This is a genomic window from Streptomyces sp. NPDC002742 (assembly GCF_042888885.1).
Lineage (GTDB): Bacteria > Actinomycetota > Actinomycetes > Streptomycetales > Streptomycetaceae > Streptomyces.
Genome location: NZ_JBIAQF010000052.1, coordinates 1 through 21,723 on the forward strand (window position 1 = coordinate 1; position 21,723 = coordinate 21,723).

23 protein-coding genes are annotated in these 21,723 nt (G+C 67.5%); 7 read left to right on the forward strand and 16 right to left on the reverse strand.

The window, feature by feature from the left end:
• Positions 1 to 948: 948 nt before the first annotated feature.
• Positions 949 to 1,341 (forward strand): ANTAR domain-containing protein, encoded by a 393-nt coding sequence (locus ACFYW8_RS43560; RefSeq protein WP_389093268.1) that lies wholly within the window; start codon positions 949 to 951, stop codon positions 1,339 to 1,341.
• Between the two features lie 490 nt (positions 1,342 to 1,831).
• Here ACFYW8_RS43560 and ACFYW8_RS43565 read toward each other — a convergent pair whose 3' ends face one another.
• Complete coding sequence (locus ACFYW8_RS43565) at positions 1,832 to 2,170, reverse strand: MerR family transcriptional regulator (RefSeq protein WP_365881480.1); 339 nt, start codon at positions 2,168 to 2,170, stop codon at positions 1,832 to 1,834.
• 917 nt (positions 2,171 to 3,087) lie between these two features.
• Between ACFYW8_RS43565 and ACFYW8_RS43570 the strand changes: the two genes are divergently transcribed.
• The 3 genes from ACFYW8_RS43570 (at position 3,088) to ACFYW8_RS43580 (ending at position 4,395) form a co-directional block, all read left to right on the forward strand.
• Positions 3,088 to 3,339, forward strand: a complete 252-nt coding sequence (locus ACFYW8_RS43570) for a hypothetical protein (protein WP_389093276.1) — start codon at positions 3,088 to 3,090, stop codon at positions 3,337 to 3,339.
• 143 nt (positions 3,340 to 3,482) lie between these two features.
• A complete protein-coding gene (locus ACFYW8_RS43575; RefSeq protein WP_389093371.1) occupies positions 3,483 to 4,043 on the forward strand; it encodes a Dps family protein in 561 nt (186 codons plus the stop codon).
• Between the two features lie 19 nt (positions 4,044 to 4,062).
• Positions 4,063 to 4,395, forward strand: coding sequence for a hypothetical protein (locus ACFYW8_RS43580; RefSeq protein WP_389093279.1), 333 nt, complete (start codon positions 4,063 to 4,065; stop codon positions 4,393 to 4,395).
• Between the two features lie 99 nt (positions 4,396 to 4,494).
• Here ACFYW8_RS43580 and ACFYW8_RS43585 read toward each other — a convergent pair whose 3' ends face one another.
• The gene (locus ACFYW8_RS43585) at positions 4,495 to 4,689 is read right to left on the reverse strand and encodes a hypothetical protein (RefSeq protein WP_389093282.1); all 195 of its coding nucleotides are present in this window, start codon (positions 4,687 to 4,689) and stop codon (positions 4,495 to 4,497) included.
• Between the two features lie 1,119 nt (positions 4,690 to 5,808).
• Here ACFYW8_RS43585 and ACFYW8_RS43590 point away from each other — a divergent pair.
• Complete coding sequence (locus ACFYW8_RS43590) at positions 5,809 to 6,063, forward strand: PadR family transcriptional regulator (RefSeq protein ID WP_389093375.1); 255 nt, start codon at positions 5,809 to 5,811, stop codon at positions 6,061 to 6,063.
• Between the two features lie 1,057 nt (positions 6,064 to 7,120).
• On the opposite strand, the gene ACFYW8_RS43595 is transcribed toward ACFYW8_RS43590, so the two are convergent.
• The 4 genes from ACFYW8_RS43595 to ACFYW8_RS43610 form a co-directional block, all read right to left on the reverse strand.
• Positions 7,121 to 7,564 (reverse strand): hypothetical protein, encoded by a 444-nt coding sequence (locus tag ACFYW8_RS43595; RefSeq protein ID WP_389093286.1) that lies wholly within the window; start codon positions 7,562 to 7,564, stop codon positions 7,121 to 7,123.
• Between the two features lie 265 nt (positions 7,565 to 7,829).
• Positions 7,830 to 8,324, reverse strand: a complete 495-nt coding sequence (locus tag ACFYW8_RS43600; RefSeq protein ID WP_389093289.1) for a hypothetical protein — start codon at positions 8,322 to 8,324, stop codon at positions 7,830 to 7,832.
• Positions 8,325 to 8,669: 345 nt separating this feature from the next.
• A complete protein-coding gene (locus ACFYW8_RS43605) occupies positions 8,670 to 8,897 on the reverse strand; it encodes a hypothetical protein (RefSeq protein WP_389093295.1) in 228 nt (75 codons plus the stop codon).
• A 1,130-nt stretch (positions 8,898 to 10,027) separates the two neighbouring features.
• Positions 10,028 to 10,186, reverse strand: coding sequence for a hypothetical protein (locus ACFYW8_RS43610; protein ID WP_389093298.1), 159 nt, complete (start codon positions 10,184 to 10,186; stop codon positions 10,028 to 10,030).
• Positions 10,187 to 10,276: 90 nt separating this feature from the next.
• On the opposite strand from ACFYW8_RS43610, the gene ACFYW8_RS43615 reads away from it, so the two are divergent.
• A protein-coding gene (locus ACFYW8_RS43615) for an IS3 family transposase (RefSeq protein WP_389093303.1) occupies positions 10,277 to 11,439 on the forward strand; the annotation gives its coding sequence in 2 pieces (ribosomal slippage) (positions 10,277 to 10,561 and positions 10,564 to 11,439; 1,161 coding nt in all).
• A gap of 225 nt (positions 11,440 to 11,664) precedes the next feature.
• Here the strand turns inward: ACFYW8_RS43615 and ACFYW8_RS43620 are convergent.
• The gene (locus tag ACFYW8_RS43620; protein WP_389093307.1) at positions 11,665 to 13,989 is read right to left on the reverse strand and encodes an NB-ARC domain-containing protein; all 2,325 of its coding nucleotides are present in this window, start codon (positions 13,987 to 13,989) and stop codon (positions 11,665 to 11,667) included.
• Between the two features lie 53 nt (positions 13,990 to 14,042).
• On the reverse strand, positions 14,043 to 14,528 hold the full coding sequence (locus ACFYW8_RS43625; RefSeq protein ID WP_389093311.1) for a hypothetical protein: 486 nt from the start codon (positions 14,526 to 14,528) through the stop codon (positions 14,043 to 14,045).
• A 353-nt stretch (positions 14,529 to 14,881) separates the two neighbouring features.
• On the opposite strand from ACFYW8_RS43625, the gene ACFYW8_RS43630 reads away from it, so the two are divergent.
• Entirely contained in the window at positions 14,882 to 15,925 is a 1,044-nt protein-coding gene (locus ACFYW8_RS43630; RefSeq protein WP_389093316.1) for a phosphotransferase, read from the forward strand.
• Here ACFYW8_RS43630 and ACFYW8_RS43635 read toward each other — a convergent pair.
• The 8 genes from ACFYW8_RS43635 to ACFYW8_RS43670 all read right to left on the reverse strand — a co-directional run bounded on the left by ACFYW8_RS43635 (position 15,895) and on the right by ACFYW8_RS43670 (position 21,693).
• Positions 15,895 to 16,953: a glycosyltransferase family 4 protein gene (locus ACFYW8_RS43635; protein WP_389093320.1), complete on the reverse strand. Its 1,059-nt coding sequence runs from the start codon at positions 16,951 to 16,953 to the stop codon at positions 15,895 to 15,897. The genes ACFYW8_RS43630 and ACFYW8_RS43635 overlap by 31 nt on opposite strands.
• 7 nt (positions 16,954 to 16,960) lie before the next feature.
• A complete protein-coding gene (locus ACFYW8_RS43640; protein ID WP_389093325.1) occupies positions 16,961 to 17,575 on the reverse strand; it encodes a hypothetical protein in 615 nt (204 codons plus the stop codon).
• Entirely contained in the window at positions 17,572 to 18,468 is an 897-nt protein-coding gene (locus tag ACFYW8_RS43645; protein WP_389093330.1) for a PIG-L deacetylase family protein, read from the reverse strand. Before ACFYW8_RS43645 ends, ACFYW8_RS43640 begins: the two co-directional genes overlap by 4 nt.
• Positions 18,465 to 19,196 (reverse strand): glycosyltransferase, encoded by a 732-nt coding sequence (locus ACFYW8_RS43650; RefSeq protein WP_389093334.1) that lies wholly within the window; start codon positions 19,194 to 19,196, stop codon positions 18,465 to 18,467. Before ACFYW8_RS43650 ends, ACFYW8_RS43645 begins: the two co-directional genes overlap by 4 nt.
• Positions 19,193 to 20,074 (reverse strand): phosphotransferase enzyme family protein, encoded by an 882-nt coding sequence (locus ACFYW8_RS43655; protein WP_389093339.1) that lies wholly within the window; start codon positions 20,072 to 20,074, stop codon positions 19,193 to 19,195. Before ACFYW8_RS43655 ends, ACFYW8_RS43650 begins: the two co-directional genes overlap by 4 nt.
• The gene (locus tag ACFYW8_RS43660; protein WP_389093343.1) at positions 20,071 to 20,958 is read right to left on the reverse strand and encodes a glycosyltransferase family 8 protein; all 888 of its coding nucleotides are present in this window, start codon (positions 20,956 to 20,958) and stop codon (positions 20,071 to 20,073) included. The genes ACFYW8_RS43655 and ACFYW8_RS43660 overlap by 4 nt, the downstream gene beginning before the upstream one ends.
• A gap of 134 nt (positions 20,959 to 21,092) precedes the next feature.
• Positions 21,093 to 21,215: a hypothetical protein gene (locus tag ACFYW8_RS43665; RefSeq protein WP_369479571.1), complete on the reverse strand. Its 123-nt coding sequence runs from the start codon at positions 21,213 to 21,215 to the stop codon at positions 21,093 to 21,095.
• Between the two features lie 79 nt (positions 21,216 to 21,294).
• Positions 21,295 to 21,693: a hypothetical protein gene (locus ACFYW8_RS43670; RefSeq protein WP_389093349.1), complete on the reverse strand. Its 399-nt coding sequence runs from the start codon at positions 21,691 to 21,693 to the stop codon at positions 21,295 to 21,297.
• Positions 21,694 to 21,723: the final 30 nt, after the last annotated feature.

A 21,723-nucleotide genomic window follows, 5' to 3' on the forward strand; every position in this document is an offset into this window, starting at 1 on the left:
GGTGGTTGTGCTCGCCGGGCTGGGCATCTGGGCGGCACCCTCACACCGGCTTGCGCTGATGGCCGCAGGCATCGGCATCGGCGCCATGATGTGCGCGCTGCTCATCGCACTCGCCGTGATCCGTCAGATCTGTCTGGACGCGGTGCCTCCGGCAGCCCAGTCGCAGGACGCCGCAGCAGCCCTCTACGACACCCTGGTGAGGTTCCTCCGGCAAACCATTCTCACCGTGCTCCTCACCGCACTGCTCACCGTGATCGCCGGGTATCTGTACGGACACGGCCGCGGTGCCGTCGCCGTGCGCGCAGCCGCCGCCCGAAGCACCCGGACTGCCGGGCAAGCCCTCGCCCGGACGGGACTGAAGCCAGGTGCCGTCGGACAGTGGCTGCGTATGCACAGGCCCCTGACCACGGTCGTCGTCATCGCGGCCGGTGCCCTGGCCCTCGTCCTGTGGCACTACCCCACGCCCGCTTCCGTGGCCCTTGTGCTCCTGGTCGTCGTGGTTGTCCTGGCGACCCTGGGCGTCCTGGCCGCTGCTGACGCCGCGGAGCAACGATTATCCGGCGAGGGCGGCCCTGGCTTGTCACTGAGAGTCGCGGGGCTCCGAACCGGCCGATTGCCGCCCCTGACGAAGCACGAGCAACTTCTCTGTCAGTTAAGCGTGTTGAACGAACTTGGCCTTGGATCCCGAGCCCGCCAGGGAAGCCCAGAGACACCGTGGGCCCGTTGGTGGCCGATGTTTGCTGACGTGACGGCGGGGCATACGCGAATCAGTGCTTCGGACCGGAGGCGCACGCCGAGCAGGGGATCACCCCGCCTGCTGCGATTTCCTCTGGCCATGCAGATCCCCACACGGCGAACCCTGGCAGCCGTTCTTGCCATGCTCGGGCGACCCGCTCAGCGTACGGCGGGAGCCCGGCATCGGCCCAGATCAACGAGGAGGCGAGTCGGATGCGGGAGCTGTTGGCCTCCGGCCACGACCGAAAGGGTGACCCGGACTCCGAGCAGTCGACCACCACGACCATCCCGCGCACCGCGGCCACCGCACATGAGGTGGGGGCGCTGCCAGAGCGACCGGGCGTGCCGCAAAACCCGGGCGCGAACACGGTGAGAGAGCAGGCAGTGGGCATTGTGATGGCGCTCGGACGCCTGCCCGCTGACCAGGCGCGGACCGTGCTGATGGAAGTCTCCCAGCGCACTGGCGTCACGCTGCCCCGCATCGCCGGACTCCTCACCGCCTGGGTGTCCTGCGGCGAACTCAACCTTGGTATCCGCATCGCCCTGGAGGAAGCGATCCGGGCCCAGCGCCGCACTGCGAAACCGGCCGGTCCAGCGACCGACTGAGCACCCTGGAACACCGGACGAAGGTGCGCCGGCCGACCACTGCCCGAACCTGTGCCCACGCAGCGCGGTGAAGCAGGAACCCAGCTGCGGTGCGGCGCTGTGCCAGGTGACCAGCAGGCGGTTGAAGAACGAAATGGCGGACTGCGGCGAGTGCCCGAGCAAGTCCGGTTGCACCCGCAGCGACCGGCGGACACCGGCCTTCCTGCCGCAGCAACTCTACGAACGGCAGGCCGCCGTCCGGGCCACGCGGCAGACCAGGCCCTGGCAGGCGAACTACGCGATGCGGGCCGGGGCATGGAGAGTAGCTGCGTATCGGGCGATGGAAGCGGTGCTTGAATGCTCGCCCTGACGGCGAATCCCATCCCTCTGCCCGGCTCCGCAGGAGTCCGTTTCTCCCCCGCAAGCGGGAGGTACCCCCACCCCGGCCTGAAGGCCGGGGCATCCACGGAGGAGTTCCGACGCGGCTACTTTCCGGCGGCTCCCGGCGCCCTCACGGGCGCTCTGTCGGCTTCGTTGCTTCGGTGGCGCGGCGGTGCCCGGCGTTGATGCGCTGGGCTTCTTCGAGTTGGTCCTCGAGGACGACGATGCGGCAGGCGGCTTCGATCGGGGTGCCGTTGTCGACGAGTTCCCGTGCGCGGGCTGCGATGCGCAGCTGGTAGCGGGAGTAGCGGCGGTGGCCGCCCGCGGAGCGCAGCGGGGTGATCAGGCGGGCGTCGCCGAGGGCGCGGAGGAAGCCCTGGGTTGTGTTGAGCATCTCGGCGGCCCGGCCCATCGTGTAGGCGGGGTAGTCGTCATCGTCGAGCCGGTCGAACGAGTCGTCTGCTGTCATTGCACCTCTTCCTGGAACGCGTCGAGGGGCCCTGGTGCCGTACCGGCACCAGGGCCCCGAAGGAACTGCACACCATCTGCCGGCCCTAGAACTTGGCCGGCCTTCTGTTTCCGCGGATCCGACCGAGATGCTGTCGGGTGCGCGGGGATCGCGGTTGCTTGACCGGAGACCACCTCACTATCGATGTCCTGCGGTACCCGGGCTCAGCCATTCCGCCCGGGCGATCCTGATGGCGCGAGATTCCTCCGTTCATCCCTCTGGCCAACACTTACTCATGGGACTGCGTACTGCGGACTGCTCTGTACTGCGGGTGATGCGTACTGCTGATGGCCTGGGGAAGCGCCACCCTTTCGGCAGCCGGCCCCGTCGCGCATCTGCTCCGGCTTGGAACCCCACTGCTGAACTTCCCGGCACGCGCGCCCGCAGCCGACGCCATTTACCGGGGAACCGCTGACTGCCACTGCGGTCCTGCTCGCGGCGGCCCCTGATCACTGCGGGCCGCCCGGTCCGGTCGTCAGTCCCGTCGCCTTCCTGCAACAACTCTGGCTTCGCAACTCCACCACCGCACCGCGATGCGCACTGCAACTACGTCCTGCTGCCAGGCAGTTCATCTCTGCCCGGCCCTGCGGTCTTCCTGGTTACGAGAGAAACCATATCCAGGCGATCTCTTAATGTCTACTCTGACCAACATAGATTTCGGTGAGTCCTGTAGTGAGGTAATCGGCATCGAGTGGCAACGGTGCGCGGCGCTCCGGGCGCCCCTGCGCATCGGTGCCAACGGCTCTCATGGGCGTGCTCCCCGAAGTGGCGGGGCCCGGGTGCTGTCGGATGCTGGACTGGACGGAGCGCGCCTGCCAGGCCCCCTGAACCGGCTTTCCCGGTGACCTGAACGACGCCTCCGCAGAGCCAACCTGGGCGTGTCCGCCGCCGCTTACCTGCGGGTGGGCGGCTTCGCACCCCTGCCTACCGGCGAAGACCGCGACCTCGCGGCCCGGCTGTTCGCGGCGGCTACCGGATCGCCCGTACCGACCAGCATGCCGTGCACGCTGCGGCCCGCCTGCGCGGACGGGCTCCCGGCGGCCTGGCGGATCTCCTCGCCTCCCTGCATCCCGCACCGCATAGCCCCGATTCCGTTCGTCACCGCGGTCCTGAACCACTGGGCCAGGTGAAGCCGGTCTGACGCCAGGTACCCAGAGACGCGCAGCCCGGCGAGGCGGGAGGGCTGTCCGGTCCGGAGGAGGCTGCGGTGGTTGTGTCCTTCGATCACGGGTACCGGGAGGGGGCAAACCACACGAGAACAGGAGACATGGCCATGCCTTCCGAGGTCACCCCCCGCTACACCGTCCCGGGCCTCACCGTGCAGGACGCCGGCTCGCTCATCGAGGTGCTCCAGCAGCGCCTGCATAGCCTCAACGATCTCCACCTCACCCTCAAGCACGTCCACTGGAACGTGGTGGGCCCGCACTTCATCGCCGTGCACGAGATGCTCGACCCGCAGGTCGACCGCGTTCGCGCCATGGCAGACGACGTCGCCGAGCGCCTCGCCGCCCTGGGAGGCATTGCCCACGGCACCCCGGGCGTGCTGGTCGAAGAGCGAACCTGGAAGGACTACAGCGTCGGCCGCGCCGACGCCATCGCCCACCTGGGCGCGCTCGACCTCGTGTACACAGGACTGATCGAGGACCTGCGCGCCGCGGTCAAGACAGTGGGGGAGATCGACCCGGCCACCGAGGACCTGCTGATCGAGCAACTGCGCGACCTGGAGCAGTTCCAGTGGTTCGTCCGGGCACATCTGGAGACCGCAGGCGGCACGCTCACCACGGCCGATGCCACCACCGAGACGGAAGCCGCCCAGCAGGCCATGAACCAGTGACATCGACAGCAGAGGCGGCGTGAACGGTCGGCACCCGGATCACACGCGCGGGATCCGGCACGCAATCGCCGGCGTCCACGGCTTCGTGGACCCAGGACGAGACGGACTGCGCGTCGGTGTCGGCGTTGCAGCGGCGGATCCGGCGCTGGAAGTGAAGAACTTCAGGGACGACATGGTTGAGCTGCCCTCTCGTGGTGTGCCGGTCTTTGATGACGTCGAGGGTGTCCCGTTGCGGCGTGAGAGCGTCGTCGGCTGGCTGGAACTCGGCGTCGAGCGCGTCGGCGATTTCACGCAGTCGGCGGGCGTAGGGGGAGTGATCAGGCACGAGAGCTGCTCCGGTCGGTCCGGCTAGGCGGATAGCTATCCGCCTACTGGGCTATTGGAACAGTCGGCACGAGGTGCGGCCGCACGCCGGCGCGGGGCGGCCGCACCTCGTGTAATGCAGTCGGGCTCAGAAACCGCGGCCGGTGAGCCACTCGTCCAGCGCGACCGAAACGATGTCGCCGATGGGCCAGTCGTCGCGCGCGACGGCGACGCGCAGACCAACCGCTTCGAGTGCCAGGTCGTCGACGGTGCCGCGGCCGCCGCCACTCCGCCCGCTTGCCGGCGCCGGGGCCTGCCGCCGGTACCGGAGGCGAGCGGGCACAACACGATCCTGCGACTCGGCCGCACCACGGCGCTGGGCGTGCTGGCGGCCGCCGCCGCGGTCGTGAGCGGGTGCGTTCGCGCCGTGCGCAGGCGGCGAGGGGCGTGGCCGACGGTCAGAAGCGCCAGGACGGCACACGCGGCCGTCCACCGGCAACACCGGACAGCACCGCCGCCGCCCCGCATGCGGGCGCGTCGCGCCGCGTACCCGGGGGTATGCCGCAGCACCCCGTGCGTTGGCGTGCAGTCGCGCTGCGGTAGACGTGTTTCCGATGACGCATCACGTGGAGTGCGTGGCGATTCTGGAACCGGCGGCTAAGGGCTCCTGACCTGCAGTTTCGTCGGTGCGCATTATGTGCGGTGTGGGCGTTACGGGCGAAATTTCGACGCTGAAATGACGCTCGTGACGCTCATTTGACGCTCGTTCTGATGGGTTATCAGCCTTCTGCTCGGCAGGTCAGGCCCTGCGGAGGTGGCGAGTATCGATGGATGCCGACTGCAAGCGACGCTCCGCGCAGAGCTGCCAGTGGCTGCCGGTCAGCTGTTCCAGCAGCGGCCGGACGGCTCCATGGCCCGCCGCGATGATGGCTGCGGGGCCCTGGGCTAACGGCGTGTAACTTTCGACCGGTCGATGCCAAAGGTCTGATGTCTTCTTGCCCTGGGTCTTGCCGGAGATCTTGGCGGCCTGCCGCTTCCCGGCTCAGGGACGGTGAGCTCATGGGCCTGGCCGTCGTCGTTGGTCGTCATTGGCCGCTGCTGAGCAACCTCGGACGGCCCAGAGGCGGTCCAGCTTGGGCGCGCTCGGCTGACGGCCGGGACCTTCGACACGCCCCGCCTGAACCTCAGCCGAAGACGGTCAGCCATGACAGTAGGCGTGTCCAATCGATCGGACGTGTGCATGTCCCGTTGCACCCAAGTCGGCCTCGGCCACGCTTGCGGAATGCCGGCCAGGGCAACCCGTGGCGGCCAACCAGCGAGAGTTACAAGATCAACGCGCGAAACGTAGTCTGTTCTCGATATATGCTTGTGGCTCGTACTCGATACATGCTCTACTGGAGGCATGGCAAACCTTCGGCTGACGAAGCCGACAATTGGTGTCCTGGAGGTGCTTCTGGCATCCATGGACGACGCCCCTGCCTGGGGGCTGAGCATCTGCCGTGAGGCGGACCTCGGACCAGGGACGGTCTATCCGATCCTTGACCGCCTCGAAGGGCGAGGCTGGGTGCACAGTTGGCCTGAGTCCACTCCTCATCCGGGCCGTCCCGCACGTCGCTACTATGAACTGACAGGCCTCGGTCGTGCGCAGGCCACTGCGGCACTGGAAGCCCGCCGGGCACGTCGCTTTGGAATCCGCTTGGCCGGAGGGGCCGCGTGATTCCTTCGAACAGGCATGCGGGCCTATGGATTTCAGATAAGGCCCAGCGCGATCTCGGTGCAATGCCCAGGCGCGAAGCTGCCCGCCTCGTTGACCATGTGAAGACGGTAAGCCCGGGCGCGGTACCCATCACCAAGGCTAGGCAGCGTCCAATTGTCATCGAGACACCGACAGGCGTGAGAGCCCTGATCGGGACAACTGGCGAGGGAGAGGTACTTCTCCTCAGCGCACGGACACATTTCCGCGTCAGGCCGTACTATCGCACGAGGCGATCACCTCTCTTTGTAAAGTTGCTACTCGGACCTGCGGCAGCATCTGCTGCTCTGAGTATCGGAATCTCCCCTCCGCTCTCTTCACTGTTTGGGGTTGTGGCTGTTCTCGCCCTTCACTTCGCCGAGATGAGCCTGCGCACAAAACCAAGGAGAGCATCAGCTAGAGGGAGTGGGCGATCACCTTTCGCCTGGGGCATCACAAGCTGGGCTTCCAAGCTCGCAGGTAGACGGCGTGACACTGGCCAGTGGCGTGCGCATCTCGCAGGCGATCCGGAGAACGGCGTTGGACTTACGTTGCGTGAGCAGCGTCAACACGCGCTTGGTTTTCTGGTCGCAGCGATCCGGTACCGGCTGCACGACGCCATGGGCGGGGTCTGGCGCCCCGTGGACTGGATGCTCTCTTCACGGACGCGGAGAGAAGCCTTCATTGGCATCCCAGCCGGGCTTCTCGTCATCTACATTGCGCGGCACGACGGACTGCACACACTCCTGACGGAGGGATGGGGATGGGTTGGCGGCTGCGGCGTAGCGATGTTCGCCGTCACGCGATGGCTTGAGCGCATCCGAGGAATCGAGCTTAGTGGCCGTTCCACTACCGACGACGCGTAGAGTCACGGAATCCCCAGGCCAGCAGAAAGCAGCATCTGAGCGGTAGCTCTATGGAGATCAGTCGCTGACGGTCATACCAGCCCCTCCACGGCCTTTGCGGGGTGCTGATGATTGGGGTCGGTCGGTTGCTGTGGTTGCTGTACTTCGCTGCGGTACAGCGACCGCTTGGGCCTTGCTCATCCATGTAGCGGCAAGCTGGCTTCGTCGTCGCTCATCGCGGTGTAGACGGTGAGGCAGGATGCGACGACGTCGACCTCCGAAGGCCCTGCGATCCGGAGCCGCATCAACTCGGGGAGATCGGTAGAGCGGTCGATGAGACCGATGGCATCGTCAGGCCATGGGTGTGGCAGTCGCGGGAGGTACTCCACCAGGATCTCGTCGATGAAGGATCCCTGGACCGCGATCGAATCTTCTGTCTCGGCGTGGTGCAGATCGGTAAGCGAGATCACGACGTCTGGCTTGTGCGGACCCTCCCTGAGGAAGACATCCACACAATCACCGTCGTCCACGGCCCCGAACGAGACCCGTTCGACGAAGTAGTTCACGCATGGGGCAAGCATGCGGGCTGCTCTTAGACAGCGGTTCTTGACGGCATCCTCTGCCTCGAGTGCGTCACTCATGGCGTGAGGCTAAGGCTCACCGCTGGCCGTGTCGACTCCGACCCGGAGGCCGGCGCGAGCAGGTGGACCTGTTGGCCAGCCTGCGGACGATGATTCCGGGGAGCCCCGCTTTAGGAGTGGGATCGAATCCTTGCCGGGTAGTGCTCCGCCCTGCCGCAGGGCACTGTTCTTCCTGAACAGCGCCCTGCGGTGTCGTACCCCATCCCGCTCGTGACGCCCCGTGCCGGACCGTCCGCTCACGCATCGCGCACGCACGAGGGGCCGGTCAGGAGCCCAGGCTCTTGCGACGTACGCGCATGTAGGTTCCTGATGTGCTGCTCCCGCCCCACCCGCTAGTTGTGGCGATGTCCCAGCCCTGCTGGGCGCGCATCTGCTTGGCGAACGCGTCAAGGTCGTTGATGGTGCATCCGCAGTCCAGATGAACGCGGACAGTGATGTAGATGCCCATCGGCTTCTTCTCGCTGGGGTCCAGCGTCCAGCGGGCGGCGTGCTCGTGGTCAGCGAGGCCGGTGCGTTGTTGATCGTGGAGTAGCCTATGTGCGCGGGCGTATTCGTCGAGGTCGTCGATGACGAACAGGTCGCTTCGCCACGAGCCCGGCCATACGGCGAACAGTCGCGACTCTCCGCTGCGAGCCCGCGCGTAAGCGTCGGCATCAACGCCGTGGGACACCGTTCCGTCCTTGGCGACTTCTATGTAGCACAGGGTCTTCGCGGTGTATGGGAAGTCCCTGCCGACAGCAGCTGCGCTGCGGGGTTCCATGCTGCTCCTTCGATTTGGCCGTCTTCGTAGATCGTTGTGTCGTCGCCATGTCACCGTGGTGACGAGCGATCCGTCCGCCTGTCCGACGAAGATCATTCTCCCTAGGATGAGGGAGGTGTAATCAGGGTCCCGGCAAAGTCGTCGTTCATGCGGCCAGGAGTTCCATGGGTGCGGCGCGGACGTCCGCGCTGGTGATGAGGTAGACGATCTCGACGGTCCGTCGGCCCTTGCGGTTGACGGTCAGCTGGAGCTGGGCGACCTGCGCGGCCCCGGTGAAGTCGATCCAGGCTTGCTCGGTGCCGTCGGTTTCCTCGGCGAGGATGTGGTGGACCGGCGTCGGGGCCGTCAGCGCGCCAGTCTGAGGCGTGCCGTCTCTGCGGCATGGGACGCGGCTTCGATCAGCCCGAGTTCGCCGGCGAGTGTTTCCACAAAGGCATTGACCGCCTCGATCGCGCGGCCCTCCATGGTGTCGGGCTCTGCGAAGTACGCCGCGAACTCTCCGGCGCCGATGGTCGCCATGGTGGGCCGACGGGCCTGGTAGTCGGCCCACATCGGTCTGTAGACGGCGCGCACTCGGTCGAGTTCGGTTTCGTCGATCTCCTCGTGCCGGAGGCGGCGGATTGTTTGCTGGCGGGCCTTCCATATGGCGATGTGGTGCTGGACGGAGACCGGCCCGAACGGCCGGGAAGGGCTCGTTCGATCCTCGGCATGCCTGGCTGGACTGGCCAGGGCGAGTGCAACTCCGTGAGGACCGCGGTCAGTCTGTTGATGTCGATCCGGCCGGTCCGTTCGCCCTCCTCGAGGACGAGCTGGGCGGCGCACCGTTGCTTGAGGGTGGCTGAGGGGTGGGCAAGTTGCTCGACGATGGCGCGGACGTTCTGGCTTCGCCGGACGGCGGTCGTCTGGCCGGTGGCGCGTGCATGGGTACGCCAGGCGCGGCGCGCCTGAGGGGTGAGCACGATCGTGTCGTCGATCAGCCACAGGTACAGCACGATACGGATCAGGGAGCGTTGCGGGATGCGCCCCAGCGGGGAGCGCTCTCGAGCCTCGAGAAGTCTGGTGAACAACTCGCGTTGCTCCGGGGGGAAGACCCGCGGATTGCTGCCGTGCGCGCTGGTCTTGCGTGGCTCGGGGTTGGCGAGCATGCCGTCCTCGACCCAGGAGGTCACCATCCTGGGACTGGCTTTCACGCCCAGGGCGAGCGCGTCGGCGACCAGATCGGCCGAAGTTCCCTCGGCCCACGTGGTGGCCCGATTCCCGTTCATGGAGCCGAACTTACATCGAGATTCGAGCCCCCGAAGCTGCATTCAGCGCACGTCAGCCATAAGGCTTGGGACCAGCAGAAACTGCGCCCCGCACCGTATCCCTGCCAGGAACACGCGGTGCGGGGCAGCCGACTCATCCCCTGAACGGAGACCGTCATGCCCCACCGTACGCACCGCCCCGCCCTGAAGCGGCGATGTGCCCACCACCGTCTTGTCCAGGGTCTCGGGCAAGCAGCGTTCTACGCTGCTTCCGCCACGTTGGCCGGTGGGCTGGTCCGCGAGCTGCTCCACCTTGTCCACATGTCCGTCTTCTCGTGCTGACTTGAGTATCAGGGAGATGCCGCGTTCGGCCTGCCGGGCGCGGCATCTCCGCGGCGCCCGACTGCAGACAGAGGTCTGCGGCTTCGCGGCGAGGGGACCGCCGTTCAGCGGGGCGATTCAGATGCTTTGGCTGGTCACCAGGTAGCCCCTGTCGTCCGGCTCTCCGGTATAGAGCACCGGTACGACATCGATCTTCAAGCCGGTGCCCCACATGGTGATTCCCACAGCGTGGTCTGACGGGACGAAGTCCTCTGCAACCTTGGTCTTGCTGTACACCTCGATGCAGCGCTTTCGCAGGGGTCTGCCGCACGATCGGGTGACATCTGAACTGGCTTGCCCTGTGGGGCGGGTGGGAAGGATGTCGCTGTGCCCAAGCCTTATCCGGAAGAGTTCCGCGAAGACGTCGTGCGGGTCGCGAGGAACCGCGGCCCGGGCGTGACGGTGGAGCAGGTGGCCGCCGACTTCGGAGTCCACGCGATGACGCTGTGGAAATGGATGCGCCGCGCGGACATCGACGACGGGACAAAGCCCGGGATGACCAGCCAGGAGAGCGTGGAACTGCGGGAAGCACGTCGGCGGATCAAGCTGCTGGAGCAGGAGAACGAGGTCCTGCGCCGGGCCGCGGCCTACCTGTCGCAGGCGCATCTGCCGGGAAAAGGATCTACCCGCTTGTGAAAGAGCTGGCCGGGGACGGTGTGCCCGTCACGGTGATGTGCCGGGTCCTGAAGCTCGCCAGACAGCCCTACTACCGTTGGCTGGAGCGGCCGGTGACCGATGCCGAGTTCGAGCAGGCCGCTCGCGCGAACGCGTTGTTCGACGCCCACCGTGAGGATCCGGGGTTCGGCTACCGCTTCCTGGCCGACGAAGCCCGCAGCGCGGGATCCGGCATGGCGGACCGGACCGCCTGGCGGATCTGCCGGGACAACCGCTGGTGGAGCGTGTTCGGCAAGAAGCGCGGCCGGACCAAGAAGGCCGGCCCGCCGGTGCACGACGACCTCGTCCGCCGGGACTTCACCACCGACGGCCCGAACCGGCTGTGGCTCACCGATATCACCGAACACGCCACGGGTGAGGGGAAGTTGTACCTCTGTGCGGTCAAGGATGTCTTCAGCAAGAGGATCGTGGGCTACTCCATCGACGTACGGATGAAGTCCCGCCTGGCCGTCGCAGCCTTGAACAACGCCGTGGCCCGCCGAGAGAACGTCGCCGGGTGCGTTCTGCACAGCGATCGCGGATCGCAGTTCCGGTCACGGAAGTTCGTCCAGGCGCTCGACCGGCACCAGATCACCGGTTCGATAGGGAGAGTCGGGGCGGCAGGCGACAACGCGGCTATGGAGTCGTTCTTCAGTCTGCTGCAGAAGAACGTCCTCGACCGCCGGGCGTGGGCCACCCGCGAGGAGCTGCGGATCGCGATCGTGACCTGGATCGAGCGGACCTACCACCGACGCCGCAGACAAGCCTCACTCGGCCGGCTGACCCCCGTCGAATTCGAGACCGTCATGACCACACCGGCCCTCCAGGCCGCGTGACCCAACCTGACCTGTCACCCAACCCTGCATCAGACCCATCGCCGAGGCTGCAGCCCGTGCTGCGTGCCCGCGCTTCCTTTCTCGCCCCAAAGCGGATCTTGAGCCCGGAGTGCGGATGAGCTCGGAGTTCGTGCCGGAGCGCTGATCTTTTGGGAGATCGGGAGATCGGGAGATGGGCTACCCGTGTACGTTCGGCGGGGCAGTTTGCGTTGATTTATGGGCATGTTAATGAGGCGGCAATTTCAGTATGGTGCCGGCGGCCCAGTGGAACTTGGTGAGAGCGAGGCGGGTGAGTCGCACATCCGGATGATTTGGGCCCAATTCTCGAATCCCTCTTTCCAGAAGATCCGAGAGGATCGCTATAGCCCCCGTGAGGTCGCCGGACTTGCCCTTCCAGTAACCAAGATTATGAAGGAGGGCTCGAATGTTCGGATGATGGACCTCAAGGTCTGATTCCTCCTCCAGGAGGGCGGTATAGTCCGCGATTGCTCCCGAGATATCACCCGAGCATCCCTTCCACCAGGCAAGGCTTGTGCGCAGGGAACGGACGGTTCCGTGGTTCAAGCCCAGATGCTGGCCGAGCCCATCGGTAAGTTCGACGTATTGATCAACTGCTCCCGCCGCGTCTCCAGCTCTCCCGCGCTGTTCGATGAGGCTGGTGAGCCCGCTCAGAATTGCCTCGAATTCCTCTTCCGTCATGCGTTCGGGATCGATTTCCTGGTGGCGCATGGAGAGCACTTCTTTGATGCCGTCCGTGGCCAGCGTCGTGTCACCGGCCAGCCCTTGCCAGTAGGAAAGGTTATGGCGAACGTCCATGGAAAAGGGATCGGTTGCCCCATGGCCCTTCACGGCATCCTCAAGAACTTCCGCGAGTTCTGCTATGGCAGTGGATACCCCTCCGGCTTCTCCTCTGACGTTGGCTAGGACCCGGCGAGTTGCCAACGTGAGGTGGTCTGACGACCCGACTATGCGTCGTGTGTCGCCCAGCAGGTCTTCGAGCGCGACTGAAGCGCCACCCAGGTCTCCCGCGCGCCACTGCCAATAGGTGAGGTTGTATCGCATCGCGAGCGTGTGTCGACTGTCCGCACCTAGTCGGCGGTTGGCCACCTTCACCAGTTGGCGAAAATGATGCTGAGCGGCATCGAATTGGCAATCGGCTCCGAGGGTGGCGCCAAGCTGCAGGAGCAACGGGTGCGGCTCAGGGGCCCACAGATCGCCTTGTGCGTTCTGAATGACAGCTTGAGCATTGGAGAGAAATTCTCCCCTATGAGCCTTGTCGTCCCGGTATTCGTTAGAGGTAGCTAAAAGCGAGTCAGCGGCTGAACGGATCGCATCAGCGTGATCGATGGGTGAGAATGATTCGCGTGTGGCGCGTTGGATGAGTTGATGGACTCGAACGCGTGGGTGGATCGCGTCCGGTGAATGCTCGATCAAACTGAGACGGTGCAGGACTCGCAGGGCCGCACGTGCTTCGTTGCTAGAGACGCTGTGCTCTGCCTGATCGCCATCAGAGCAAGCTCTGTGAGCGGCGAGGTAGGTGAGGGAGGGTTGGCTGGTAAGAGCGTGTTCAGGAATACCGTTCGGGTCCATGGTCGAGGCAAGCTGGAGCACCGGCCGGGCTAGACCAGCGGGACGCAAGGTATCGGCGCGGTCGAGGGACAGGCTCCAGGCGGCAGCCACGGTGTGGGTTTGGTCGTCGGGCAGGACGTCGGGGGCAACGTCGGCCAGGGAACGGGTGCGGTCAGCCAGCAGGCCCCGGTATTCCTGGCAGCTGATGCCGGCGTCTATGAGGTAGGCGACAGCCTGGGACAGCGCAAGCGGCAGCTGGCCCAAGTCGCGGGCGAGGGTGGTGAGCTGCTCTTCGGGCTCGGTACGGCCGTGGTCGGCCAGAGCACTCGTGAGGTAGGTCAGGGATTGGGTTTCAGTGAACAGACCGATCTCAATCAGGCGTCTACCGGCCCCGGTCAGGGCGGAGTCCTTGCGGCGAGTGGTAGCCAGGGTGCGGCCGCGCGGGCTGGCTGGCGGCCACCACCCCCTCAAGTCGACGGGGTCGGCGACGTCATCCAGAACCACGAGCCAGCGGCACGGGCTCGGCTGCGGCTTGGGCTCCAGCCAGGCCAGGAACGTCCTCGCCGCCTCCGGATCACCGGAGTCGGCGCCCAAGATCTCTACCGCGGCTTGGGCATAGCCAGCTACGACGGCGCTACGGCTGCTCGCAGTGATCCACACCAGCAGATCCAGCGTGCCAGCCCGCCATGCAGTGCGCGCGTAGTGGGCGGCCAGCTGAGTCTTACCAACCCCGCCCATCCCTGCCAGGACCCCGCCCGTTGGCACTTGGTCTGCAGATTCGACGGCCGCGGTTCCACCGTCGGCCAGCAGTTGAGCCAGGCCGCTGGTCTCGACCCGGTCCTGGAACCACTCCGCTTGCGATGGGATCACCCCGACCTGATACGGCCATGTGGCTGGCACGCGCGGCGCGGCGTGAAGGTGTTGGTTGACCTGGTCGATGCGCCCGGCGGCGACGCTGTGGTCTGCTGCGGTGACGACCACACTGGTGGCTGTTGTGTCGGGGCGCGGGCTTGCGTTGCTGGTGCCGGGGACGGTCAGCCCTTTTCCGAACCCGGCTGGCGAGGGTCTGCCACAGACCCGATCGATACGTCTCCCATGGTCAGCGCTGCCGCCGAGCCACTCTCGGCGTGGATGTCGACGTTCCCGCCGACTGCGGTTCCACCAGCGGTTACCGCCATTCCGTCGGCTCCGGGAGCTGCGGCCGTGGTGTTCTGCAGCTCCTTCACGAGCTTCTCCAACTCTTGAGCGAAGCCAGAGTCGCGTTCTGCAGCTTCCTCCAGGGAATCGGTAAGTTGCCGCCGGGTCCGCTCTGTAGGCTCAGGCAGCCCCTGCTCGGCTTCCTCGGCCGCTCGCGTCAGTGCAGGGTCGTCGCAGAGTCTGCCGCTGACCAGGTCGTGGAGACGGCTCATCCCCGCGTCCAGTGAGCGGTCAACCTCCGCGTCCGCACGCTCACCGACCCGCTTGGCCTTGCGGAGCAGCCACACGAACACGTATCCGACCGCGATCTCGACGCCCGTCATCACTCACCCCAACTCAGCGCTGACCTTGCATCAGACAGTACCGGCCACCATAGCCCCGGCCGCCGACCCTCCGGATTCGCTGGGCGCAAGGCAGTGAGCTGCCGCGTGATTCCAGCCAGGCCACGAAGGGTGAGCCAGCGCTGGACCGTCTACTGGCAGCGAGGGGGGAACCTCACCCCTCATAAGAAGACGGCTCAGGCCCGTCGTGGTCGGAAGGCCAGTCCGGCTTGCATCGGCCTGGCCCGCACGATGTGCGCCGCCGCAGGTGCAAGCCGGTGATCACGTGGCTGCGCTCGGAGTGAGACGCTTGATCATCATGCTTGGGTGTGCCGTGCTCGCGTATCGTCCCTCGGGTGACTGATGGGACCGTGGTCGACCGGACCGACATCCCCGGCGGCGTTCTCGCCGAGCTGGCCGACGCCTTCGGCGTCGGAGAGGTGCGGGAGCGCCGCTACCTTGCCGAGGGGCTGATGAACGCAAACTGGAGGGTGGACACCCCGGTCGGGGCGTTCGCCCTCAAGCGGGTCACCGATGTGTCGCCGGACCGGCTGAGCCGCAACCTCGGCGTGCTCGTTGCGCTTGCCGACGACGGCATTCCGGTGAGTGCTCCCGTCGCCACCGACGCTGGTTCGCTGGTCGCTGAGGTCGGTGACGCCGTCTGGTGTCTGTTCCCGTGGGCGGTCGGCGTTCATGTTCGGGGTGTTGATCTCAGCTTGGCTCAGGCGGCCTCGCTGGGTGTCCACCTGGGTCGCTTGCATGTGAGCCTGAGCCGGGCCAGTGGTCGGGGTCTGCTGCCCCCCGTGCCCGACACGGTCACCGCGGACGTCACGTCGCCGGAACGAGCCATCGAGAAGTCCCGCCGGCTGTCGACCGCAGTGGCCGACAAAGGGACCGGCAGTTCCTTTGACACGGTGGTCACCGCCGCTCTCGATCACCGTCGGGCGCTGATCGTCAGGTACGCCGACCGCCGCCTGCAGCACACGACACCTGAAGGCGCGCACGGGTGGACGCACGGTGACGTCCAGTACCGGAACCTGCTGTGGGAGGGCGGGGAGCTTGCCGCCGTCCTGGACTGGGACCGGGTCGGTGTGCGCCCGTACGCGGAAGAGGTCGCGCGGACAGCGCAGGTGCAGTTCGGGGTGGGCGGGGTGTTCGACCTGGAGCGTGTCTCGGCGTTCGTGGGCGGGTACCGGTCCGTGATGCCGTTGGAGGCTGCGGCGCTGGCGGACGGTGTTCGCAGGCTGTGGTGGAAGCGGATGACGGACTTCTGGCAGTTGGAGTTCCACTACGACCGTGGTGACTTCTCTTGCGATGAGCTGTTCACCGCGGACGAGGCGCTGCTGCACTGGTGGACGGAGCGGCTGGATCAGGTCGAGGGCGCGTTCGTGGCGGGGTAGATCCCGAGGGCTTCGAGGTCCGGCAGGCGCGGACGGGCGAGACGCGTCGCGTGTTGCCGGGCCTGCTCTCCCAGAGTCTCGTGGCCGGCGGCGCGGATGGCGTCTGCCCACGCCTGCGGTCCTGCCGTCCGGGGCAGGACGATCCCTGCCCCGCCGATGGCTTCGGGGATGCCGCCCCGGTCGGTGCCGATGCTCGGTGTCCCGTGCAGCGCGGCTTCGATGATCACGCGGGGGAACGCGTCCTCCACCGTGGAGGGCACCAGGAGAAGTCGGTGGCCGCGGTAGAGGGGGCTCATGTCGTAGACCCGCGGGACGAAGGTCACGTTGGGGTAGGCGGTGAACCGGTCGGCGGTGTTCCACCAGCCTTCGACCAGGGTGAAGTGCTGTTCCGGCATGACGCGGATGATCTGGTGCAGGAGGTCGGAACCCTTTGCGGGGATCGGGTTGACCATGAGCACCGACTTGGTGTGCGGAGGGTACTGGCTGGGCTGGGGCGGTGTGAACGGTGGGTAGAAGACTGCGATTTGAGTTGCCCCGCTATGAGGCGCTCGTCGGCGGACGAACTCGGAGACGGCGAGGCCGTGGTGCGGGTGGCTGGCGAGGACGCCGAGTCCGGTCTTCGACACGGAGTGCAGGATGCCCGCGACGAGTGCGGTGGGCCGGGCTTGTGCGGCAAGGTCGGCCGCGCCCTCCTGTGAGGTGAACACGATGTCGGGCCGCAGCCCGGACAGCAGGTTGTGGAGGGTGGATGCGGTCTGGTGCTGCGGTACGGCGATGCAGTCCACCCCGTTCCACCGGTAGCGCAGTTCGCCCCGCGTCTCCTCGTAGGGGGTGTGGTGGGAGTCGAGGAAGGCTCGTATCAGGGGGAGTTGTGTGGTCTGGTCCCAGGGGGCTTGGTGGGAGCCCAGGTAGACGGTTTGCCAGTCGGCCGCGGCGAACTCCTCGGCGAGGAGTCGTTGGGTGACCTCGGCCCCGCCGATGAGGAGCGGGGGCGGGGTGCGCCGCCAGGCGAAGAGGGCGGTGGGCATCGGCCGGTCACCTTGCCCAGAGCGTGACGAGTGATTCCACCGTGTGCGCGAGGTCGGCCGGGTCGGTGTCGGCGGGGACGATGGTCACCTCCCGTGACACCGGCGGTTGTGCTCCGGCAACGAAGTAGTCCCTGGTGTGGGCGAGGAACGCGGGTTCGTGGAGGAAGTAGTCGGATTCCGCGGCCGTGTGTCCGGCTGTCTTGCGGCGCAGGCTCAGTACTTCGGCGGGTACGTCGAGGTAGAGGGTGTGGTGGGGGCGCAGGAAGGGGAGCGTCTGGAGCCGGTCGCGGAGTTGGTGGTGGACGTCGTAGCCGAACAGGGCGTCGTGGGCGTGGGCGTGGGCGAGGAGGGTGTCGACGGACCGGTCGAGTACCGCCAGGGGTTTGGCGCTGGCGAGTGCCGCTCGGACGCGGGTGTTCTCGATGGTCATGAACGTTTCGAACGCGGCGAGTTGTGCGGCTGCGGAGTCGGTGCGGGCTGGCGGGATGTCGTCGCGGTGGGCGATGTGTTTGACGTAGCAGTTCGACACGAACGCCCGCTCCTCGATGCCATGGTCGCGCAGGTGCTCCAGCGCGGTGGACTTCCCGGCGTACGAGGGCCCTTCGAGGGCGATGATCTTCACGGTGACTCCGTCCGGTAGAAGCGTTCCGCGTAGGTTCCGGTGCCGGACAGGAGGTCGGCGGCGGTGGTCCAGGCGTGCCGGATCGGCCGGTACATCTTTCGGGCCGGGTACATCTGCGAGCCGTGCATGCGCAGGACGGTGGCCTTGTCGAGGATCACGTCGCTGATGTCGACCAGCTCGGGAATCAGAGCAGGGCCGGTGCGGGCGCGGAAGAGGTGCTGGTCGCATCCGGCGAGTGCGTAGGTGGACCAGAACGCGAGGTCTTCCCAGAACCATCGGCATCCGAGGCGGACCGCGGCTTCGTGTACGAGGAGGTGGTCGGGGTGGCGGGTGACGGCGGCCGGCGCGAGGAGTTCGGCGTCGGGGTGGGCGTCGACGACTTCACGGAGTTCGCTGGTGATCCGTTCCAGACGGTCCTGGCTGTAGGGCTGGTACGGCGGGTCGGCGTCCTTGTGGTCGAGGAGAACCCGGGTGGCGGCGAGCGGGGCGAGCGCGGCGGCGCCTTCCCGGTCGCGCAGGTCGGACACGGCTGCCTCGGTCGTGTAGGCGTTCTCCAGAGCCGGGTGGACGCTGGTGGAACGGGTGAACACCGTGGCCACGGTGAGCGGGCGGGGGTGGGCGAGGAAGGTTCCGGAGGCCGACAGCGCGAAGTCGTCGTGGTGCGGTTCGATGGCAAGGACGGGGCGTCCGGCCGGGAGGCGTCTCTCGATGAAGTAGGGGTGGCCGTCGTGGGGGGCCATCAGTTCGATGGTGCGATGGTCGTGGGCGCGGTGGCGTCCGACGAGGTGGTCGGTCCATTCCTGATGGGCGCGGACGAGGTCGTCGGGGAACGTGTAGATCCCTTCCGCGTCCGGTACCGGCAGGGTTATGGCCACGGGGGGCTCCTGGTTCATCGGACGGTGGTCTCGTACCAGTGGCGCCACCTGTGTGCGGAGCCGAGCCGCAGGCGGGCGGTCACGGGGTTCTGCCACCACAGCATCCGCAGGCTTGACCACTGGTCGTAGCGGCGGGTGGAGGGGCGTACGCGCAGCTCGTCCAGGATCGCGACGGGGGCGGCGGTCGCACGGCCATGGGCGGTCAGGCGGGCGAAGAAGTCGACGTCCTCGCTCATGTACAGGTCGTCGCGGTACCCGCCCACCGCCTTGAAGGCCGCAGCGGTGGCGAACTGGGCGACGCCCTGTGCGCCGCCGTGGACGGCGCGGTAGTGGTCCCAGTACGCGCACAGCAGCCGCGCCCCGAGCCGCTCTGGGGTGTAGAGAGGCGGGATGGCGCCGCCGGCGGCCCCGCTGTCCATCGCGGCAGCGGCGGCGGTGATCGCTTCCACGGGCAGGGCGACGTCGGCGTCCGTGAAGAACAGCCGCCGGCCCTGGGCCGTCGCGGCGCCGCTGTTACGGACCCGGCCGATGCTGCGGACGCTCTCGCTGATCACGCGGACGTGGAAGGAGGCCGCGGTGTCGGCGGTGGCGTCGGTGGAGGCGTTGTCGACCACGATCACCTCTCCCCGCTCGCCGCTGCTCGCTTCCCAATGGGAGAGGGAGGCGAGGACGGTGGGGAGGTAGCGGGGCAGGTACGCGGCTTCGTTGTGGGCCGGGATGACGATCGTCAGCCCGGGGTTGGTCATCGGGGAGTCCTTCCCGTGCTCGGTGTACGGAAGAGATGGGGTGTCCGGCGGGTGAGGTCGGTCAGTCGGCTCGACCACAGAGCTCGGTCCTTGCCGGGTATGGAATGGGCCCAGCACCGGACGGTGATCAAGACCACCCATGCCGACAGGCGGGCGTCGTCCAGGGCGAGGGGGTAGCTGCTGGTGAGCGCGTCGCGGTCCCACGGCGTGTGCGCGGCGGTCATGACGAGGGCGTGGGCGACATCCGATTCCCTTCGGCCGGGGGCGGCGTCGGTGAAGTCGACCAGGTGGGGCGTGTGCCGGGGACCGGAGAGGACGATGTTGTCGAAGTGGAGGTCCCCGTGGCACCACACTGCTGGTGCCGTGTCGGGGGTGTCGGCGATGAGGGCGAGTGCGGGCGCGATCCGGTCGAGCAGGTCGGACGGGCAGCGCCGGGCCAGTGAGGAGACGGAGTCGAAGAACGGGCGTCGCGGAACCGACCGCGCGACCGGAGCCCGGTGGAGGCGGCCGAGGATGCTGCCGAGGTCCTTGAGCGCCTGGGCGTGCGGGACGCGGCCGGAACGTACCGCGGTGCCAAGAGTGCGAGTGCCGAGGTCGGCCGTGACGAGCGCGGTGGCCCCGGCATCGGAGACGGCGCCACAGCCGAGAACCCTCGGGACCGGAACGGCGGCCTCGACGGCTCGGATCGCCGTAGCTTCGGTGATCGCGTTGCGGCTGGCGGTGGGCGCGTACAGCTTCACGATGACGCTCCGGCCGTCGGAAAGGCCGACCTTGTACACGGCGGTGCGGGAACCCGTCTTCAGGCGCTCCGCGCTTCGGGCGGACGTGCCGAGAAGGGTGGCGCAGGCGCGGGAGACCATCAGAGAGGGAGCGGTCATCGAAGCCCCACAGGCTCGGGATGAGCGGCACCCAGCGCGCGGGTGTGCCGCAGGGCGCGCCGCAGGAGGGTGCGGTACTCCCGGACGTCGTCCGTGCGCGGGCACACCGCCTGCCAGGGCTTCTCGGGGCCCACGAAGTGGACCAGGGGCGCGGCAGGGTCGGGGCGCAGGGAGCGGGTGACGACGCGGCGCACCCAGTTGCCGCGTTCGAGGTACCGGCCGACTTCGAAACGGTTGTATCCAGGGTCGACCGGACGGACGCGGCCGGCGTGAAGGAGCCACAGGTTCAGGGCGTCCTGGTCGTTGTGGAGGATGTGCCGGCGCTGCAGGACCAGGGCGCGCGCGACGCCGCGGCGGATGCCCGGGAGGTCGGTGGTGTGGGCCCACAGCAGACCGGCGTTGTAGTAAGGGCGGCCCTTGAGGCGCGGCCAGCGTTCGGCGGCGCCGGGCAGGGCGGGGCACTCGCCCACGACCGGGTTGAACTCGTCCGGTACTGCGCCCAGTTCACCGGGTCCAAGGGCGTTGAGCGGGGTGGACAGGTCGCCACGGACGAGGGTGTCGGCGTCGACGTAGATCAGGTACGGGCGGCGGACGAACGCGGCCGTGAACTCGAACCGCAGGTAGGTGGTGACGGTGATGTACGAGGCGTCGGTCATCCGTGAGACGCGCAGCGGGGCGCGGTGCGCGAGGTCGAAGGAGCCGAAGCCCGCCCGCCTGGCGAGGTGGGAGAGGAGCAGGGCGTGGGCCGGAGCGAGGTCGAGGGTGAGGACGCGCAGCGCCGCGTCTCTGCGGGCGCTGGGGGTGAGGCTGTCCGCCAGGCCAGTGATCACGGCGAGGCCGGGGGTGAGGTAGTGCCGGTCGATGCAGAGGCCGAACGCGTACACGGCGGGTCCGCCTTCCGGTCGTGGAGTGGGTGAGCCCTGCGCATGGCCGGGCCGGTGGCCCGCTCTCTGCCAGGACCATGCGGCTGGAGGGAAGCCGTCGAGGGGAGGCGCGGTCACCGGCAGAGAGAGGGAGTTCAGGGAGATGACGGGACGGCGGAGACGGCCACGCCGAGAACGAAGCCGCAGGACGCGGAGATCACCACGATCAGGAGCGGTCCCGTGAAGCGGGCCAGCCAGCCCATCGCCCGCCCCGTCACAGCCGCCTCCCGGCTGGCTGGACCTCAGCCCGTAAACGTCCGGATGGATCACCGGGAGTCTCGGTCCAGTGGCGGTTGTTCACTCGGTGCTCCGCTCGCGGCCGATGCGGGAGGCGTGGTTTTCCGGGACCTGGAGGGATCCGGCCACCGCCTTCGCGAGGAACCCGCCGCGGTCGCGGACGAGGACGCCGAGGGCGGCGAATCGCACGGCGTCGGTGGCGATGTGGGAGATACCCGCGACGACGATGCCGCGGATCAGGCCGGAGGACAGCGCACTCGTTATGGCCGACCAGCCCGGTCGGCTGTCCAGGGCCACGGTGGGGTCGTTGTCGATCCATGCTCCGGCCACGCGCCAAAGGCGGGCGTCGGAGTAGTGGCGTGCGTGTCGTTCGGCCTCGTACACGGCGGATGGCGCGGCGGCGCAGGCATAGACGGCGACGGGGACGTGTCCGAGGCCGCTGGGCGGGGTATTCGGCATGCCTCAAGCCTGCTGCCGGGGGTCTGCGGG